Below are 17,877 nucleotides of genomic sequence, written 5' to 3'. Positions count from 1 at the left end.
ACCTCCTGGAACTGACGTCGGGTGCGGTGGGGCAGGACAAGAAACAGTACTCGGTGACACCGACGGAGGGGGCGCGGCGGGGATGCCTCCCCGTCGTACCCCGTGGTCGCCGTTCCGGGAACGTCCGGTCGTGCCGGAACCGCTTCGCGTCCCGGTTCCGGCACGTCCACAGGTCGCGGGTGCTTCGAGAACGGTCGGAACCCGGCGTCCGTCATCTCTCGGGCCGAGTGTCCCGGCCGGGGGTCCGGGGCTGGTTCTCCCGCAGCCACGCCAGGTCGGTCGTGGCACGTACGCGGGCCGTCCGCTCGCGGGTGAAGACCTCGTCCGTCTTGGTCAGGACCAGGGTGTAGGGGCGACCCTGCCGCCGGGTGGTGTGCGACACGGGCAGACCGGCCATGTCGAGCCGACTGTGGATGTGGCGGCGCTTGTCCTGGGCGAGCGGCCACTCCATCACCCGGCGGTCGCGAGAGGCCAGGAAGGCGTCGAGGTCCGGGCAGAGGTCGCAACCCGAGCGGCAGGACCCGGCCGGGGGGAGCGACCAGTCGTCCGCCGCGCGCACGGGGCGGGCGACGGCGGCGGTGAGCCGTTCCTCGCAGTGGCCGGCGAGGGTCTGGAAGGCGCGGGCGGCCTCGCCGGGTACGGTCGTCGTGCTGTGTCCGCTGTGTCCGCTGTGGCGAAGGGCGGGGAGCAGGCATTCCAGAACGGTGTCCGGCAGCTCGCGCAGTGCGGTGGCGACGGTGTCGGCGGTCCTCGGGTCACCTGCGCACAGCACGTGGGCCAGCGGCGCACCCAGCCGTTCCAGGCCCGCGCGGCGCTCCGCCTCCCGGCCCACGTCGAGCCACCGGGCGAGCTGCTGCCTGACGCCCTGCCAGGCGCATTCGGTCAGCGGTGTCACCACGGCTTCCCCGTCGCCGTCGGCACCCCGCAGCGTGGTACAGAGACCGGGCAGCGATTCCAGCCAGGCCGCGCGGTCGGCCCCGGTGTACGCGCCGGCCGGCCCGTACCAGTTGCCGACGGCCTTGCGTGCCCACTCCCGTCCGTACCGTGCGGCTGCTTCCGCGAGGTCGGCTCCGTGCTCCTCGCGCAGGGTCTCCACTCCGAAAGGCGCCAGCAGCATCGCGGCGGTGTCCGCGTCCCGCAGCCCCACCGCGACCCGCAGAGCGGCGGCGAAGAGCGGAGCGGATGCCTCGCCCGGCCCGTGATGCTGCCAGAAGGGGCTGAGTGACCGGGCGAGCGTGCGCGCGTGGTCGAGTTCGCCGGCGGCGAGGTGGCCCTGGAGTTCGTGCAAAGCCTGCTCGGAGCCGGCCTCGGCGCGGGCAGCGAAAGAGCGCTGCCGGGGCCAGAGCACCACCGCGGCCCGCCGGTACCAGCGGTCCAGGGTGTTGCCGTAGTTGCCCATGTAGCCCTCGTATTCGGACTGGTAGGGCGTGAGGTACCTGCTCTCGGTGGTGGCGCACACCTCGGCGTACGAGACGGGCAGGGAGATCTTTTCGCCGCCGGTGCCGTCCGGGCGGGTCCACCAGCCGAGGGTGATCTCTTCGTCGATCAGGTCGTTGAGCTCGTAGTCGGAGAAGTCACCGCTGCGGCGGCGTTCGGCGCCGGGCTCCCCGTCGGGGTCGAGGAGGCACTCGCCGTCGCATTCCTCGTCCTCGCAGTCGTCGAAGTGCTCGGCCTCGCCGTAGTAGTCGTAGCGGTCATGGGGTGGAACGGCGTCCCAAGTCTCCTTCACCTCGGCCAGCGCCAGAACCGCCTCGCAGTCCGCTTGCCCGGCGGCCTGGCGGAGCCGGGACGCGCGGGTGGCGTCGGCGCCCTTGAGGCGGTCCCAGTCCAGGCCTCGCTGGGTGTACTCGTGGTCGAGGAGGTAGACGAGCCGGTTGGGCGGTGCGGTCTTCGGGCTGCCGTATGGGTAGCGCTCCTCAGCCGGGGTGGTGAAGTGCTCGGTCAGGCAGGCGGCCAGGTCGGCGAGGGGGCCGCCGGTGCTTTCGTCGGCCGGCCGGACGCGCTCGGCGAGCAGGTTCATGGTGAGGGTGGTGCGGTATCCGGTGGTGACGGGTCTGACCTCGTGGCGGCAGTCCGCGTAGAAGGCGACGAACGTGAGCTGCTCCCGGGACGCCCGGTGTGTGATGCTGCGGCCCGCGTGTTCCACGACGAGTTCGCCGCCGGAGTGGTGCGAGGGCAGCGAGACGACCAGGGTGCCCACCATGGAGTCGTCCTTCTCGGAGTCCTGGTGGGGGAGGAAGAACTGGCCCTTGCCGTAGACGAGGAGGGCGTGTGGTTCGGCCCGCAGAGCGGTGGTGGGCGGCAGGCCGAGCGCGCGACGGACGCCGTCGAGGACTGCGCTCAGGGTGAGGTCCCAGCCGGGGCCGCCGAGCGTGATCCGCTCCGGGGTGATCTCCCAGGTGTCGCGCACGCCGGTGTCGGACAGCGTGCGCTCACCGCGGCCGAAACTGGCCTGCCGGGCCTGGGCGATCAGCTTCCTGGTGACCGGGGCACGCAACGGCAGGGGCAGCTCACCGACTCCGTCGACCTTGATGCGCAGCACGTGGGCGGGCATCTCGAAGCGGGTACTGAAGTCCCCGCTTCGCTCCGCGTCTTCCAGCAGCTCTGCCAAGCGCTTCCGTGCCCGGTGTCGCATGGTGCTTCGTTCCCCTGGTTCGGCAGCATGTCATTCCGCTTGTCCTGCGAACCCTAGCGATGGGGAAGCCCGCGCTCTCGGGATCGGGAAGGTTCGACCTGCGCCCACAGCCCCGGTGCAGGTGTACCTGGTCGGCAAAAGGCGGCGAGTGACAGGGTGCCGGGACGTGGGGTCGGCCTGTGTTCGCGTCGGCAATGCCGCTTGAGAACGTGTTGACGTGTCAACACCAGAGTCGGAGCGAATGGGGATCGAGCAGGATCCAGAGGGATCGAATCAGGGGGCAATGTCCGATTCTCCCGCGCTTTTGCAGGTCAGGAAGGTAACGATTTCGGGTTCGACTCCCCTAGGCTCCACAACAAACCCCTCTGACCAGCACAAATGTGGTCAGAGGGGTTGTCTTTTTTTGTTGTCAGTGCTTCTTGCCGTCCCGGTTCGCCTGCTCCTCCGCCTCCTTGGCCCGCACCTCCGGGTCCAGCGGTGAGCTCCCGTCCACCGCGTCCAGACGGCCCGCGTCCGGCACCTCCGTGGCGGCCGGGGGCTCCACCAGCCAGTCGGGGTTGGCCTGCTGGTCCCACCACTTCCAGGCGGCGAAAGCGGCACCGGCCAGCACACCGAACACGACGAGACCCTTGAACGCCCGGCCGCACCGCGACCGCCGCTCGTTCCTGCGCGCCAGCCTGTGGATGTCCTCGGCCGAGACGTTGCCGCGCAGCGCCGCCAGCGCGGCGGCACCCCGCGCCGTGGCCTCGTCACGGACCGGCACCGCCGCCGCCACGGCGTGCTCGATCCTCGGACGCGAGTAGTCGGCCGCCTGCCGGGCGGCCTTGCGGGTCAGGTCGGCCGCGTCGTGCGCGGCCTGGTCCACCATCGGCGGCACATGCGCCCGCGCCTGTTCCAGGCGCGGCACGAGACGGGCGTCGTACTGGACGCGGGCCTGCTCAGCGGCCTGCGACACCACGGGCGCGAGCCGTACGCGTGCCTCCTGCGCGTAGTACGCGGCACGCTCCTTGGCCGTGTCGGCGTAGGGCGCCACCACGTCCGCGGCGTGCCGCACGCTGTCCTTCGCCGAGCTGGTCGCGGCGCGCACGCTGTCATTGCGGGTCACGGGTTTTCCTCCTCCTCGGTGGCGTACGGTAATTCGACTTTCCACCCTTTTATGGATCATGCCTGCCAACGGGCCGGGCGGCGCGCGAGGACGGGCATACGGGTGCAAGCGGAGCCAAGAGGGGCTTGTCGACGACAATGCCACGGATCGGTGCCTCGCGCCCCCGCATGACGGAAGGGGTTCCGCAAGCGATTCGTGAGGATCCGGGGCCGTGACCCCCGGGCGGCCGATCGGCCCGCCGGACCGTGCGAGGATCTGCACACTGCACCCGAGCACAACGAGCACGACGGAAGGCGGATCGTGGCCGAGCAGCTGTACGCCACCCTGAGGACCAGCCTCGGCGACATCGAGGTCCGACTCTTCCCGAACCACGCGCCGAAGACGGTCAAGAACTTCGTCGAGCTGGCGACGGGCGAACGCCAGTGGACCCACCCCGCCACCGGCGAGGTCTCCACCGACCCCCTCTACGACGGCACCGTCTTCCACCGCGTCATCAGCGGCTTCATGATCCAGGGCGGCGACCCCCTGGGCACCGGCATCGGCGGCCCCGGCTACAAGTTCGAGGACGAGTTCCACCCCGACCTGCGCTTCGACCGCCCCTACCTGCTCGCCATGGCCAACGCCGGCCCCCGCACCAACGGCTCGCAGTTCTTCATCACGGTCAACCCCGCCCCGCACCTCAACCGCAAGCACACCATCTTCGGCGAGGTCGTCGACGCGGGCAGCCAGAAGGTCGTGGACAAGATCGCCGCCGTCGCCGTCAGCGGCCCGAACAAGCGGCCCGAGAAGGACGTCGTCATCGAGGCGGTCACCGTCGACCGGCGTGTCGGCTGAGCCGTCCCGCGCGAGGCCCCGCAGGGAACCAAACGCCCCGCTCGTCCGTAAGGATGTGCGGGGCAGAATGGTGCCCACGACGAGCGAGGGGACCCCATGGAGGACCAGGCGGCAGGCAGCGCGCGCGACGCCCACAGCCTGCCCATGTGCTACCGGCACCCGGACCGGGAGACCGGCGTGCGCTGCACCCGGTGCGAGCGCCCCATCTGCCCCGAGTGCATGGTCAGCGCCTCCGTGGGCTTCCAGTGCCCCGACTGCGTCCGCGGCACCACGGAGGGCCGCACCGGCCCGCCGCCGGCCGCGTCCCGCCCCCGCACCATCGCGGGCGGCACGGTCACCGCGGACCCCCGGCTGGTCACCAAGATCCTGATCGGGATCAACCTGGCGGTGTTCCTGGTCCAGCTCTCGGTGGGCGACAGCTTCACCAACCGCTTCGACCTCATCGGCCAGGCCTGGTTCCCGCAGTACGGCGCCGTCGAGGGCGTCGCGCAGGGGCAGTACTACCGCATGCTGACCGCGATGTTCCTGCACGACAGCTCGAACTACATGCACATCGCGTTCAACATGCTCAGCCTGTGGTGGATCGGCGGCCCCCTGGAGACCGCGCTCGGCCGGGCCCGCTACCTCACCCTGTACTTCGTCTCCGGCCTGGCCGGCAGCGCGCTCAGCTATCTGCTCGCCGCCCAGAACCAGCCCTCGCTCGGCGCGTCCGGCGCGATCTTCGGCCTCTTCGGCGCGACCGCGGTGCTCATCCGGCGGCTCAACTACGACATGCGGCCGATCATCGCGCTGCTGGTCATCAACCTGATCTTCACGTTCAGCGGCGGCATCGCCTGGCAGGCCCACATCGGTGGGCTGATCGCCGGTGTGATCACCGGGTACGCGATGGTGCACGCACCCCGCGAGCGGCGGAACCTCGTCCAGTACGGCACCTGCGCGCTGGTCCTGGTCGTGGTCGTCGTGCTCACGGTGATCCGGACCGCGCAGCTCACCTGAGCCCGATCACGGCGGCTCACCGCACCGATACCGAACCGTTGTCCACAGTCGGTCGCGGATCTTGTGCACAACGTGCGCGCACACCTGCGCCCCCTGCCACTCACTTGCGTTCTCGCAGGTGAGGGAGGGGGCGCAGCGCCTTGCTGTGGGTGTTGTGGTAGTCGTACCGGCGTCAACACCCGATGGGTTATCCACAGATCGTCGTCTTTTCCCCAGGTCCATGCACAGGCCTGTGGATAACTCAGCGGATAACCGTGGGTAGAGCTACTTCCACTGTGTGGAGACGCCGAAGCCGGCGGCGATGAACCCGAAGCCCACGACGATGTTCCAGTTGCCGAGGCTGTCGATGGGCAGTGAACCGTCGGTCACATAGAAGACGACGATCCAAGCCAGTCCGATGAGGAACATGGCCAGCATCACCGGTGCGACCCAGGCCCGGTTGTTCAGCTTCAGGGCGGTCGCCTGCTTCGCCGGCGGCGGCGTGTAGTCGGCCTTCTTGCGGATACGTGACTTCGGCACGAGGGTCTCTCCTGTCGATGCGCTGCGTGGCCGCGCAGGTAACTGGGTCGGGTCGGGGCAGCGTACAAGGGGACAGTAAGGGCTCACTGAGCGCTCCCCCGGGCGTCCGTTAGCGTAGTGCTTCCGCGCCGCCGAAGGAGATAAGGGTACGTTGAGCAATTCTGCCGACTCCAACGCGACCGGATCAACGGGTTCCGGCCCGATCCGCAAGAGCGGCTTCCGGCCGGTGCGGATTCTCACCGTGGGCGTCTTCGCCCTCGCCGGTCTTCTCTTCTTCACCAGCTTCAACACGGCCAAGGGCACCGACATCCGCTCGGACGACAACCTGCTCAAGCTCTCCGACCTGATCCAGGAGCGCAGCCGCAAGAACAAGGAGCTGGACGAGTCGAACGCGAGCACGCGTGACCAGAACGAGAAGCTCGCGGAGCGCGACGACGGCTCCACCAAGGCCCAGGACGACAAGCTCACCGGGCTGGAGAAGACCGCCGGCACCCGCAAGCTCACCGGCGAGGCGATCACCGTCACCCTCAACGACGCCCCGCCGAACGCCACCGCCAAGCTGCCCGGCTACCCCGAGCCGCAGCCGGACTACCTGGTCATCCACCAGCAGGACCTCCAGGCCGTGGTGAACGCGCTGTGGCAGGGCGGCGCCCAGGGCGTCAAGGTCATGGACCAGCGGCTGATCTCCACGAGCGCCGTGCGCTGTGTCGGCAACACCCTGATCCTCCAGGGCCGGGTCTACTCGCCGCCGTACAAGATCCAGGCGGTCGGGGACCCGGCGAAGCTGCGGCAGGCGCTCACGGACTCCGAGGCGATCCAGAACTACATGGTGTACGTCGATGTGTACGGCCTCGGGTGGAAAGTCACCGAGGACGGGACGGTGACTCTTCCGGGCTACTCGGGCACAGTGGATCTGCACTACGCGAAGCCCGTGCAGTAGCCGTTCTTCCCGGATCCTTCCTGGAGCCGCCGGTGCGCGTGATCGTCAGGACCGTCAGCGAGCTCTGCATCACCGTCGGCACGCTCATCGTGCTGTTCGTCGCGTATGTGCTGTTCTGGACCGGCGTGAAGGCCGACAGCGAGATGCACCACCAGATCGACCAGCTGCACAAGCAGTGGTCGGACAGTGCCACGGTGCGTCCGAGGGCCACGGCGTCGTCCACGGCGGCGCCCGCCGAGCCCGCCGCGTACCACTACGGCAGGCCTTTCGCGATCATGTACATCCCGCGGTTCGGTTCCACGTGGAACAAGCCGGTCCTGGAGGGCACCGGGACCGAGGTGCTGAAGAGGGGCCTCGCCCACTACGCCCGGACCGCGCGCCTGGGCCAGGTGGGCAACTTCGCGGTCGCCGGCCACCGGCGCACCTACGGCGATCCGTTCCTGGACTTCCCGGAGCTGCGCAAGGGCGACGCGGTCGTGCTGACGGACGGCACGACCTGGTTCACGTATCGGATCGACAAAGGCCCTTACAAAACAGTTCCGACGGACGTTGAAGTGATCGACCCTGTGCCACGTAAGTCGGGGTACACGCGTCCCGGGCGTTATCTCACGCTGACCACGTGCGATCCGGAATGGGGGCACAGCCATCGGCTGATCGTCTGGGCGCACTTGGACTCCACACAGCCTGTGGAGGCAGGCAGACCCGCGGCGTTGCGCCGTTAGTCTGGTGCAGTACGGCGGGATTCTGGTGCCGTGGTGGAACGGAAGGGACGGCATGTACGGCTGGATCTGGCGGCATCTGCCGGGCGGTGTGTGGGTGAAGGCGCTGATCTCACTCCTGCTGGTCCTGGCGGTGGTCTACGTCCTCTTCCAGTACGTCTTCCCCTGGGCCGAGCCGCTGCTGCCCTTCAACGATGTGACGGTGGACAACCAGTGAGTGCGCGGATTCTCGTCGTCGACAACTACGACAGCTTCGTCTTCAACCTGGTCCAGTACCTGTACCAGCTGGGCGCCGAGTGCGAGGTGCTGCGCAACGACGAGGTGTCGACGGCGCACGCCCAGGACGGCTTCGACGGCGTGCTGCTGTCGCCGGGCCCCGGTACGCCGGAGGAGGCCGGGGTCTGTGTGGACATGGTCCGCCACTGCGCGGCCACCGGTGTGCCGGTCTTCGGCGTCTGCCTCGGCATGCAGTCGATGCAGGTGGCGTACGGCGGGGTCGTGGACCGCGCGCCGGAGCTGCTGCACGGCAAGACCTCGCTGGTGGAGCACGAGGGCAAGGGTGTCTTCGCCGGGCTGCCGACGCCGTTCACCGCGACCCGCTACCACTCGCTGGCGGCCGAGCCGGACACGGTGCCGGCCGAGCTGGAGGTGACCGCCCGTACCCACGACGGGATCATCATGGGGCTCAGGCACCGTGAACTCCCGGTGGAGGGTGTCCAGTTCCACCCCGAGTCGGTGCTGACCGAGCACGGGCACCGGATGCTGGCCAACTGGCTGGCGGAGTGCGGGTACGAGGGGGCCGTGGCGAGGTCGGCGGGGCTCGCCCCGGTGGTGGGCAGGGCCACGGCGTGACCGCGCTGCGCCCCGAGCGCGAGACCGATACCTCGTACGGGGATCAGTCGTACGGGGGGTCGAGCGCGCTCGGGGACACGGCGTACCTGCCGCCGGTCGAGGAGCCGACGGCCTACCTTCCGCCGGTTTTGCCGGTCCCGCCCGTCGCGTCCGCCCCGGCCGGTGCGCCGTTGCCGCGGATCGACGAGGAGACGGTCGCGCTGCGGGTCATCGATCCGCCGCCCATGTCGGCTTCTGCGGGCACGGCAGGACGCTCCGCTTCCGGATCCCCGCTGGGGGGCCGTGCGGCCCGCAGGAAGGCCGCCAAGCGCCGTGGCGGGCGTCATGGCGGGGCACCTGAGGCGCTGTCGCCGTCCCTGGGCCAGGAGGGCCGGGAGGGCAGGGCGTCGGGGCGGCCGCTCTCCCGGGTCGAGGCCCGTCGGCAGGCCAGGCTGCGCAAGCCGAGCCCGGCGGTGCTGGCGAGCCGGGCCATAGGCGAGGTGTTCATCACCACCGGTGTGCTGATGCTGCTGTTCGTCACCTACCAGCTGTGGTGGACGAACGTGCGGGCCCATGCGCAGGCCGGCCAGGAGGCGAGCACGCTCCAGCAGGACTGGGCGGACGGAAAGCGGGCGCCCGGTGTGTTCGCGCCCGGTCAGGGTTTCGCCATCCTGCACATCCCGAAGCTGGACGTGGTGGTGCCGATCGCCGAGGGCGTCAGCAACAAGAAGGTCCTCGACAAGGGCATGGTCGGGCACTACGGCGGGGGTGCGCTGAAGACCGCGATGCCCGAGGACAAGTCCGGCAACTTCGGGCTGGCCGCCCACCGCAACACGCACGGCGAGCCGTTCCGGTACATCAACAGGCTGGTGGCCGGTGACGCGGTGGTGGTCGAGACGCAGGACGAGTACTTCGTGTACAAGGTGACGTCGATGCTGCCGGTGACGTCGCCCAGCAACGTGAGTGTGCTGGACGCGATCCCGAAGGGGTCGGGCTTCACCAAGGCGGGCCGTTACATCACCCTGACCACCTGTACTCCGGAGTTCACCAGCAAGTACCGGTTGATCGTCTGGGGCAAGATGGTCGAGGAACGCCCGCGCAGCAAGGGCAAGCCGGACGCGCTCGTCGAGTAAGGGCAGAGGCAGAGGAACAGTGGCAGCGACCGCCGACGACACCGAAGAGCAGACCGACGCGCCGGATGCGGTGCCCGTCCCCGGCCGTCGGCCGATCGGGCCGATCGCGACGGCGGTGAGCGTCTTCGGCGAACTCCTGATCACCGCGGGGCTGGTGCTCGGCCTGTTCGTCGTGTACTCGCTCTGGTGGACGAACGTCCTCGCGGACCGCAAGGCGGACAGCGAGGGCGACAAGGTCCGGGACGACTGGGCCCAGCAGGACACCGGGCCGGGTGCGCTGGACACCAAGAACGGCATCGGCTTCCTGCATGTGCCGTCCATGAGGAACGGCGAGGTGCTGGTCGAGAAGGGCACGTCGACGGAGGTCCTCAACGACGGTGTGGCCGGCTACTACACGGACCCGGCCAAGGCCGTGCTGCCCACCACCGGCAAGACCGGCAACTTCACCCTCGCCGCCCACCGTGACGGCCACGGCGCGAAGTTCCACAACATCGACAAGGTGAAGGTCGGCGACCCCATCGTCTTCGAGACACGGGACGACTGGTACGTCTACAAGACGTACTCGGTCCTCCCCGAGACCTCGAAGTACAACGTCAAGGTCCTCTCCCAGATCCCCACGGAGTCCGGGAAGACCAAGCCGGGCCACTACATCACCCTCACCACCTGCACCCCGGTCTACACGAGCCGCTACCGGTACGTGGTCTGGGGCGAACTGGTCCGGGTCCAGAAGGTCGACAGCAAACGCACCCTCCCCAAGGAACTGCGCTGACGGTCCCCTGGCGACCGCGGAGCCGCCGGCGGCTCCGCGGGGTGTGGGCAGAAGAGAGAGCCCCGGTCCCTTCCTCCAGGAAGGGACCGGGGCTCCGTCGTTGCCGGGTGAGGCCGTCAGCCGTCGGTGCCGCCGAAGAAGTTCGTGCCACCGTTGTTGTTGCCGTTGTTGTTGCCGTTGCCGACGCTCACCGTGGTGAGGGTGACCGTCTGGCCGCCCGGGTCGTCGACGCCGGTGTTGGCGCTCGGGTCCTGGTTGGTGACGATGGCGTTGTCGCCGGAGTCGCCGTTGAACTGGATGTTGTTGAACCCGGCCTGCTGCAGGGTCTGCTTGGCCTGCTTGACGGTCTGGCCGACCACGCTCGGTACGGCCGTCTGCTCCTTGGCCTTGCCGATCTGGATGGTCACCGTGGAGTTCTTGTCGACCTGGGACCCGGCCTGCGGGTTGGTGGAGACCACCTTGCCGACCAGGTTGGAGTCGTCCGTCTCCACCTCGGTGCAGTTGCCGGTCAGGTTGTTCGCCGACATCTGCGCCTTGGCGTCGTCGCAGCTCTTGCCGCTGACGTCGGGGACCGTGGACTTCTCCTCGGCCTTGGCGACCGTCAGGGTGATCACGGAGCCCTTCTCGACCTCCGTGTCGCCGGAGGGGTCCTGGCCGATGACGACGCCCGCGGTCTGCTCGGAGACCTGGGTCTTCTTCTCGACCTTGAAGCCCTTGGCCGTGAGCTGCTCCTCGGCCTTGTCGTAGGTCAGACCCTGGACGTCGGGGACCGTGACCTTCGGCGAGCCCGTCGACACCACCAGGCTGATCGTGTCGCCCTTGTTCACGTCGGAGCCGGCGGCCGGGTCCTGGGAGCAGACGCTGCCCTTGGGGGCGTTCTCGCAGGCCTTCTTGGTGGGGGTCGCCAGTTCGAGGCCGGAGTTGTCGGCCATCTTCTGCGCGTCGGAGTAGGTCGAGCCGACGAAGTTCGGGGCGGCGAAGGGTTTGTCCGCGCCGTTCCCGCTGACCACCCACTTGCCGATCAGGATCGAGCCGACCAGCACCAGGACGCCCGCCACCACGAGCAGGATCGTGGAGGTGTTGTTCTTCTTCTGCTGACGGCGGCGGTCGGGGCGGTCGTCGTAGCCGAAGCCGCCGTCGTCCGGGTTCATCGGCGGCAGCATGGTGGTCGCGCCGGCGTCCGTGCGCAGCGCGGTGGTCGCCTGGTCGTCCGGGTAGCCGTAGCCGACGGAGCCCATGGCGGCCGTGGCCGCGACCGGCTGGCCGTCCAGGCACGCCTCGATGTCGGCACGCATCTCGTCGGCCGACTGGTAGCGGTAGTTCGGGTCCTTGACCAGGGCCCGCAGGACGATCGCGTCCATCTCGGGCGTGATCTCCGGGTCGAAGACCGACGGGGGCTGCGGTTCCTCGCGTACGTGCTGGTAGGCGACGGCGACCGGGGAGTCCCCGACGAAGGGGGGCCGTACCGTCAGCAGCTCGTAGAGGAGGCAGCCCGTCGAGTAGAGGTCCGAGCGGGCGTCGACCTGTTCGCCCTTGGCCTGCTCGGGGGACAGGTACTGGGCGGTGCCGATGACGGCCGCCGTCTGGGTCATGGTCATGCCGGCGTCGCCCATGGCGCGGGCGATGCCGAAGTCCATCACCTTGACCTGGCCGTTGCGCGTCAGCATGACGTTCGCCGGCTTGATGTCACGGTGGACGATGCCGCTGCGGTGCGCGTACTCCAGGCCCTGGAGGATGCCGATGGTCATCTCCATCGCGCGCTCGGGCAGGAGCTTGCGGCCGGAGTGCAGCAGCTCGCGCAGGGTCGAGCCCTCCACGTACTCCATGACGATGTACGGGATCGAGACCCCGTCGATGTAGTCCTCGCCCGTGTCGTAGACCGCGACGATCGCGGGATGGTTGAGCGAGGCGGCCGACTGGGCCTCCCGGCGGAACCGGGCCTGGAAGGACGGATCGCGCGCGAGGTCCACGCGCAGCGTCTTCACCGCCACCGCGCGGCCGAGCCGCGTGTCATGCGCGAGGTAGACCTCCGCCATGCCACCACGGCCGAGCACGTGGCCCAGCTCGTACCGGCCGCCGAGGCGACGCGGCTCTTCCATAGCTACCTACCAGCCCTCTCCGTCGGTCCCGGCCGCCACGGGTGTGTGGCCGGAGGCTGCCGTCCGGGCCTACCGTACCCGGCTGTGTTTGTGTGACCTGGCCAAGCCCGTAACCCGATACAGGACCGGTATCGCAACGTGCACCGATGTGAAGGGAACGTGAGCGGGGTCACTTCTTGGAGTTGATGACTGCCTCCATCACGCTCTTCGCGATCGGGGCCGCGAGGCCGCCGCCGGAGATGTCGTCACGGTTGGCCTGGTCGTCCTCGATCACCACGGCGATGGCGACGGGCTTGCTGCCGTCGGGCAGCTTGGCGTAGGAGATGAACCAGGCGTAGGGGTTCTCGCTGTTCTCCACACCGTGCTGGGCGGTACCGGTCTTGCCACCGACGGTCACGCCGCTGATCTGCGCGTTGGTGCCGGTGCCCTCCTTGACGACCGTCTCCATCATCGACTGGAGGACCTGGGCGTTCGCGGAGGAGAGCGGCTGGCTCAGCTCCTCGGGGTCGGTCTGCGAGATGGTGTCGAGGTTCGACGACTGCAGCTTGTCGATCATGTACGGCTTCATCAGCTTGCCGTCGTTGGCGACCGCGGAGGCGACCATGGCCATCTGGAGCGGGGTCGCGGCGGTGTTGTACTGGCCGATCGAGGACAGCGCGGTCTGCGACTGGTTCATGTCCTTGGAGAAGACCGAGGCGCTGGAGCGGACCGGGGTGAACTGCTCGGCGTCGAAGCCGAACTTCTTGGCCTCGGAGAGCATCTTGTCGTTGCCGAGGTCGGCGCCGATCTTGCCGAAGACGGTGTTGCAGGAGTAGCGCAGCGCGATCCGCATGGTCGCGTTCTTGCAGGGGATGCTGCCCTCGTTCTTCAGCTCGGTGGTGGTGCCCGGCATGACCCACGGCAGCGGCGACTTGGTGGCCTCGTCGGCGGAGGTGTACAGCCCGTTCTCCAGCGCGGCCGCGGCGGTGACCACCTTGAAGGTGGAGCCCGGCGGGTAGGTCTCGCGCAGCGCCCGGTTCAGCATCGGGTCGTTGGGGTCGTACTTCTTCTGGAGCTTCTTCCAGGCCGCCGCGTCGGTGTCGGTGTTGCCGGCGAAGGCCGAGGGGTCGTACGACGGGTAGGACGCGAGGGCCAGGATCTTGCCCGTGGAGGGCTCCAGGGCGACGACCGCGCCCTTGCCGCCCTGCGCCTTGAGGCCGTTGTACGCGGCCTTCTGCGCGGCCGCGTTGAGCGTGGTGACGACGTTGCCGCCCGACTTCTGCTTGCCCGTGACCATGTCGAGGGTGTTGCGGAAGAAGAGCCGGTTGTCGTTGCCGGTGAGGATGCCGTCTTCCAGGGACTCCAGCTGGTTGGCGCCGAAGGCCTGGGAGGCGTAGCCGGTGACCGGGGCCCACATGGAGCCGTTCTTGTACGTGCGCTTGTACTTGAAGTCGCCCGTCTTCGACTCCGTGTGCCCGGTGATGGCGTCGCCGTCGACGATGATGTCGCCCCGCGGAGCGGCGTAACGCTCGATGGCCACGCGGCGGTTGTCGGTGTTGGTGTTGAGCTCGTTCGCCTGGACGTACTGGAGCCAGTTGTCACGGACGAGCAGCGCCATGACAAGCAGCCCGCAGAAGATCGCGATGCGGCGTAGGGGCTTGTTCACGGTCGGACCACCTGGGTCATCTCGGCGTCGGGGTTCGGTGCGGGGGCGGGAGCGGGGCGGCGGGCGGTGTCGCTGATGCGCAGCAGGATGCCGATCAGGGCCCAGTTGGCGATGACGGACGAACCGCCGTAGGCCACGAACGGCAGCGTCATGCCGGTCAGCGGGATGAGGCCCATGACACCGCCGGCCACGACGAAGACCTGAAGGGCGAAGGCGCCGGACAGGCCGACGGCCAGCAGCTTGCCGAACGGGTCGCGGGCCGCGAGCGAGGTGCGGATACCGCGCTCCACGATCAGGCCGTAGAGCAGCAGGATCGCCATGACGCCGGCCAGGCCCAGTTCCTCGCCGAAGGTGGCGAGGATGAAGTCCGAGTTGGCGGCGAAGCCGATGAGGTCGGAGTTGCCCTGGCCCAGGCCGGTGCCGAGGGTGCCGCCGGAGCCGAACGCCCACAGCGCCTGCATGGACTGCTCGGTGTGGCCGAGGACGCCCTGCCTGCTGAGCGTGAACTCGCGCATGGGGTCGAGCCATGCCTGGACGCGCTGCTGGACGTGCGGTTCGAAGGAGGCGACGCCCACGGCGCCGGCCGCGGACATCAGCAGACCGAAGACGATCCAGCTGGTCCGTTCCGTCGCCACGTACAGCATGATGATGAACATTCCGAAGAACAGCAGCGAGGTACCGAGGTCGGTCTCGAACACCAGGATGAGGATCGAGATCACCCAGACGATGAGGATCGGACCCAGGTCGCGGCCGCGGGGCAGGTACAGGCCCATGAAGCGACGGCTGGCCAGGGCCAGGGCGTCTCTCTTCACCATGAGGTAGCCGGCGAAGAAGATCGCCAGCACGATCTTGGCGAACTCACCGGGCTGGAGCGTGCCGAGGCCGGGGATCTTGATCCAGATCTTGGCGCCGTAGATGTTCGCGCCGAGACCGGGCACGAGGGGCAGGACCAGCAGGAACAGCGCGCCGAACATCGAGATGTAGGTGTAGCGCTGGAGGGCGCGGTGGTCCTTGAGGAAGATCAGCACGACCACCAGCAGGGCGACGCCCATGGCGGAGTACAGCAGCTGGCGTGGTGCCGCCTCGACGAAGCTGCTGCTCCGCTGGAGCCGCTTGGACTGGTCGAGCCGCCAGATGACGACCAGTCCGATGCCGTTGAGGAGCGTGGCCAGCGGCAGCAGCAGCGGGTCCGCGTAGGGCGCGAACTTGCGTACGGCGAGATGGGCGACGCCGGCCATGAGGCCGAGGCCCAGGCCGTAGCTCAGCAGGCCCGCCGGTACCTCGTCGTCGATGGCCAGGCCCACGTTGGCGTAGGCGAAGACCGGGATGACGACCGCGAACACCAGGAGCGCGAGCTCGGTGTTGCGTCGGCTGGGTGCGCCGATGGCACCGATCGTGGACGTGTGATGTGTCGAGGAGTTGGTGGAACTGCTCATCGTGTGACGGGGCCTCTCACGGCTTGCCTACTGCTTACCGCACAGCGAGACGACCTTCTGCTCATCCTCCGAGAGAGTGGGGCCGGGGCTGGGGGTGGCGGTCGCTGAGGTGGACGGGGACGGTGACGCCGTGGGGGACGCCGAGTTCGAGGGGCTGGGCGAGGCCTTGGACGTGAGCGAGGTCTTCGTGGTTCCCGTGGTGTCGGCGGTCTTGCCCTTGTCCGTCTTGGCGGTCTTGGCCTCGGCGGCGGTGCGCTCCGCCTCCTTCTTGCAGGCGGAGGCCTGCACGGCCAGTTCCTGGACCTTCGTCTGGGCGTCCTGCAGACCGCCCTCGGCGATGGTGGCCCTGACCTGCTTCTGCTGGTAGGACGGCAGGTACTTGAGTTCGATCTCGGGGTGGTCCTTCTCCACCTTCGACAACGAGACCCAGGCCAGGTCCTGGCTGATGCCCTGGTACAGCGCGACGTGCTCGCCGTTGGCGCCGACGTAGTACTGGGTCTGCGTCCAGCGCCAGCCGCCGTACACGCCGCCGCCGATCACGGCGAGGGCGAGCACGGTGCAGAAGGATCTCTTCAGCCACCTGCGGCCCTTGCGGGGCTTGACGAAGTCGTCGTCGGTGTAGTCGCCGAAGCTGCCGGAGGGGTCGTAGCCGGTGGTGTCGCCGGAGCCGGGCGGGCCGAACTCGCCGCCGCCCTGGCCGGGGACCTGGCGGCCGAGGTTGGCGGCGCGGCCCGCCGGGGTCTGCATGATGCCGTTGTCGTGCAGGTGGTGCTGGTTCTCGGCGACGGCGCCGACCACGATGGGGGTGTCGGAGAGCTGCCCGGCGAGGGTGTCCCCGGTGTCCAGGTCGAGGACGTCGGCGATGATGACCGTGATGTTGTCGGGGCCGCCGCCGCGCAGCGCGAGCTGGATCAGCTCCTGCACGGTCTCCTGCGGTCCCTGGTAGCTGGCGAGGGTCTCCTCCAGGGTCTGGTGGGAGACGACCCCGGAGAGCCCGTCGGAGCAGATCAGGTAGCGGTCGCCGGCGCGGACCTCGCGGATGGAGAGGTCGGGTTCGACGTGGTCGCCGCTGCCGAGCGCGCGCATGAGGAGCGAGCGCTGCGGGTGGGTGGTGGCTTCCTCCTCGGTGATGCGGCCCTCGTCGACGAGCCGCTGCACCCAGGTGTGGTCCTGGGTGATCTGGGTGAGCACGCCGTCACGCAGCAGGTACGCGCGCGAGTCGCCGACGTGCACCAGGCCGAGCCGCTGTCCGGTCCACAGCAGGGCGGTCAGGGTGGTCCCCATGCCCTCCAGCTGCGGGTCCTCCTCGACCATGGAGCGCAGCTGGTCGTTGGCGCGCTGCACGGCGTGGCCGAGCGAGGTGAGGATGTCGGAGCCGGGCACGTCGTCGTCGAGCGTGACCAGGGTGGAGATCACCTCGGAGGAGGCGACCTCGCCGGCGGCCTGGCCGCCCATGCCGTCGGCGATGGCGAGCAGGCGGGGACCGGCGTAACCGGAGTCCTCGTTGCCCTCGCGGATCATGCCTTTGTGCGATCCGGCGGCGAAGCGCAGTGACAGACTCATGCGCACCTCGCCCGTCGGCTCCGGGTACATCCGCACGGTGCCCACCCTCCGGTCGGGAGCGCGCCGGGGACCGGCGTCCGGTCCGCCGCCGCGTGCTCGCTCCGCTCGCGCCTATTCATGACGTAGCACTACTTCCGCAGTTCGATGACGGTTTTGCCGATGCGGATCGGTGCGCCCAGCGGGACCGGTGTGGGGGTCGTCAGCCGTGACCGGTCCAGGTACGTGCCGTTCGTGGAACCGAGGTCCTCGACGATCCACTGGCCGTCGCGGTCCGGGTAGATCCTGGCATGGCGGCTGGAGGCGTAGTCGTCGTCCAGCACGATGGTGGAGTCGTGGGCGCGGCCGAGGGTGATGGTCTGGCCCTGGAGCGCGACCGTCGTCCCCGTCAGGGTGCCCTCGCTGACGACCAGCTTGGTGGGGGCGTTGCGCCGCTGGCGACCGCCGCTCTGCTGCTGGCCGCGCTGCTGCGGTGGCGCGGCCTGCTGCTGCCGGGCGGGCTGCTGCCGGCGTCCTTCTTCCCTACGCGATCCGCGCTGGGTGACGCGCGTACCGAACAGGTCGCTGCGGATGACCTGCACGGCCACGATCACGAACAGCCACAGTACGGCCAGGAAACCCAGCCGCATGACCGTGAGGGTCAGCTCTGACATTGC

Annotated in this window: 16 protein-coding genes; 8 read left to right on the top strand and 8 right to left on the bottom strand. The window is 69.0% G+C overall.

Annotated elements, in window-relative coordinates; all coding sequences use genetic code 11:
* Window positions 1-211: 211 nt before the first annotated feature.
* Together ACZ619_RS15465 and ACZ619_RS15460 are read right to left on the bottom strand one after the other, a co-directional pair.
* A complete protein-coding gene (locus tag ACZ619_RS15465) occupies window positions 212-2,611 on the bottom strand; it encodes a 2OG-Fe(II) oxygenase (RefSeq protein ID WP_469598826.1) in 2,400 nt (799 codons plus the stop codon).
* Between the two features lie 433 nt (window positions 2,612-3,044).
* The gene (locus ACZ619_RS15460) at window positions 3,045-3,740 is read right to left on the bottom strand and encodes a DUF5324 family protein (protein ID WP_469598824.1); all 696 of its coding nucleotides are present in this window, start codon (window positions 3,738-3,740) and stop codon (window positions 3,045-3,047) included.
* A gap of 300 nt (window positions 3,741-4,040) precedes the next feature.
* Here ACZ619_RS15460 and ACZ619_RS15455 point away from each other — a divergent pair, with 300 nt between their 5' ends.
* Together ACZ619_RS15455 and ACZ619_RS15450 are read left to right on the top strand one after the other, a co-directional pair.
* Window positions 4,041-4,574, top strand: coding sequence for a peptidylprolyl isomerase (locus tag ACZ619_RS15455; protein ID WP_469598822.1), 534 nt, complete (start codon window positions 4,041-4,043; stop codon window positions 4,572-4,574).
* Between the two features lie 96 nt (window positions 4,575-4,670).
* Complete coding sequence (locus tag ACZ619_RS15450; protein ID WP_469598820.1) at window positions 4,671-5,570, top strand: rhomboid family intramembrane serine protease; 900 nt, start codon at window positions 4,671-4,673, stop codon at window positions 5,568-5,570.
* A 264-nt stretch (window positions 5,571-5,834) separates the two neighbouring features.
* On the opposite strand, the gene crgA is transcribed toward ACZ619_RS15450, so the two are convergent.
* Window positions 5,835-6,089, bottom strand: a complete 255-nt coding sequence (gene crgA / locus ACZ619_RS15445; RefSeq protein WP_469598818.1) for a cell division protein CrgA — start codon at window positions 6,087-6,089, stop codon at window positions 5,835-5,837.
* A gap of 151 nt (window positions 6,090-6,240) precedes the next feature.
* Here crgA and ACZ619_RS15440 point away from each other — a divergent pair, with 151 nt between their 5' ends.
* The 6 genes from ACZ619_RS15440 to ACZ619_RS15415 are packed head-to-tail and all read left to right on the top strand — an operon-like array spanning window position 6,241 to window position 10,481.
* Complete coding sequence (locus tag ACZ619_RS15440) at window positions 6,241-7,029, top strand: DUF881 domain-containing protein (RefSeq protein ID WP_469598816.1); 789 nt, start codon at window positions 6,241-6,243, stop codon at window positions 7,027-7,029.
* 32 nt (window positions 7,030-7,061) lie between these two features.
* Window positions 7,062-7,751, top strand: a complete 690-nt coding sequence (locus ACZ619_RS15435; RefSeq protein ID WP_469598815.1) for a class E sortase — start codon at window positions 7,062-7,064, stop codon at window positions 7,749-7,751.
* A gap of 52 nt (window positions 7,752-7,803) precedes the next feature.
* The gene (locus ACZ619_RS15430) at window positions 7,804-7,965 is read left to right on the top strand and encodes a hypothetical protein (protein ID WP_469598813.1); all 162 of its coding nucleotides are present in this window, start codon (window positions 7,804-7,806) and stop codon (window positions 7,963-7,965) included.
* Window positions 7,962-8,600, top strand: coding sequence for an aminodeoxychorismate/anthranilate synthase component II (locus ACZ619_RS15425; protein WP_469598811.1), 639 nt, complete (start codon window positions 7,962-7,964; stop codon window positions 8,598-8,600). The genes ACZ619_RS15430 and ACZ619_RS15425 overlap by 4 nt, the downstream gene beginning before the upstream one ends.
* Window positions 8,597-9,712, top strand: a complete 1,116-nt coding sequence (locus tag ACZ619_RS15420) for a class E sortase (RefSeq protein ID WP_469598809.1) — start codon at window positions 8,597-8,599, stop codon at window positions 9,710-9,712. Before ACZ619_RS15425 ends, ACZ619_RS15420 begins: the two co-directional genes overlap by 4 nt.
* A 19-nt stretch (window positions 9,713-9,731) precedes the next feature.
* Window positions 9,732-10,481, top strand: coding sequence for a class E sortase (locus ACZ619_RS15415; RefSeq protein WP_469598807.1), 750 nt, complete (start codon window positions 9,732-9,734; stop codon window positions 10,479-10,481).
* A gap of 116 nt (window positions 10,482-10,597) precedes the next feature.
* Here the strand turns inward: ACZ619_RS15415 and pknB are convergent, their stop codons facing one another.
* The 5 genes from pknB to ACZ619_RS15390 form a co-directional block, all read right to left on the bottom strand.
* Entirely contained in the window at window positions 10,598-12,580 is a 1,983-nt protein-coding gene (gene pknB, locus ACZ619_RS15410) for a Stk1 family PASTA domain-containing Ser/Thr kinase (RefSeq protein WP_469598806.1), read from the bottom strand.
* Between the two features lie 169 nt (window positions 12,581-12,749).
* Window positions 12,750-14,225, bottom strand: coding sequence for a peptidoglycan D,D-transpeptidase FtsI family protein (locus tag ACZ619_RS15405; protein WP_469598804.1), 1,476 nt, complete (start codon window positions 14,223-14,225; stop codon window positions 12,750-12,752).
* Window positions 14,222-15,661, bottom strand: a complete 1,440-nt coding sequence (locus ACZ619_RS15400; RefSeq protein WP_469598801.1) for an FtsW/RodA/SpoVE family cell cycle protein — start codon at window positions 15,659-15,661, stop codon at window positions 14,222-14,224. The genes ACZ619_RS15405 and ACZ619_RS15400 overlap by 4 nt, the downstream gene beginning before the upstream one ends.
* Before the next feature lie 27 nt (window positions 15,662-15,688).
* Entirely contained in the window at window positions 15,689-17,254 is a 1,566-nt protein-coding gene (locus ACZ619_RS15395; RefSeq protein WP_469599217.1) for a Stp1/IreP family PP2C-type Ser/Thr phosphatase, read from the bottom strand.
* Window positions 17,255-17,352: 98 nt separating this feature from the next.
* Window positions 17,353-17,874: an FHA domain-containing protein FhaB/FipA gene (locus ACZ619_RS15390; protein WP_469598799.1), complete on the bottom strand. Its 522-nt coding sequence runs from the start codon at window positions 17,872-17,874 to the stop codon at window positions 17,353-17,355.
* Window positions 17,875-17,877 lie beyond the last annotated feature (3 nt).

The sequence above is a fragment of the Streptomyces sp. NPDC104367 genome (assembly GCF_055583825.1).
Note: the sequence above shows the minus strand (reverse complement) of the source record. Positions and strands in the feature narration are given on the sequence as shown.

Coding starts and splice junctions, on each gene's coding strand:
- ACZ619_RS15450 (WP_469598820.1), top strand. CDS start 4,671: ATGGAGGACCAGGCGGCAGGCAGCGCGCGCGACGCCCACAGCCTGCCC.
- ACZ619_RS15430 (WP_469598813.1), top strand. CDS start 7,804: ATGTACGGCTGGATCTGGCGGCATCTGCCGGGCGGTGTGTGGGTGAAG.
- pknB (WP_469598806.1), bottom strand. CDS start 12,580: ATGGAAGAGCCGCGTCGCCTCGGCGGCCGGTACGAGCTGGGCCACGTG.
- ACZ619_RS15400 (WP_469598801.1), bottom strand. CDS start 15,661: ATGAGCAGTTCCACCAACTCCTCGACACATCACACGTCCACGATCGGT.
- ACZ619_RS15395 (WP_469599217.1), bottom strand. CDS start 17,254: ATGTACCCGGAGCCGACGGGCGAGGTGCGCATGAGTCTGTCACTGCGC.
- ACZ619_RS15390 (WP_469598799.1), bottom strand. CDS start 17,874: ATGTCAGAGCTGACCCTCACGGTCATGCGGCTGGGTTTCCTGGCCGTA.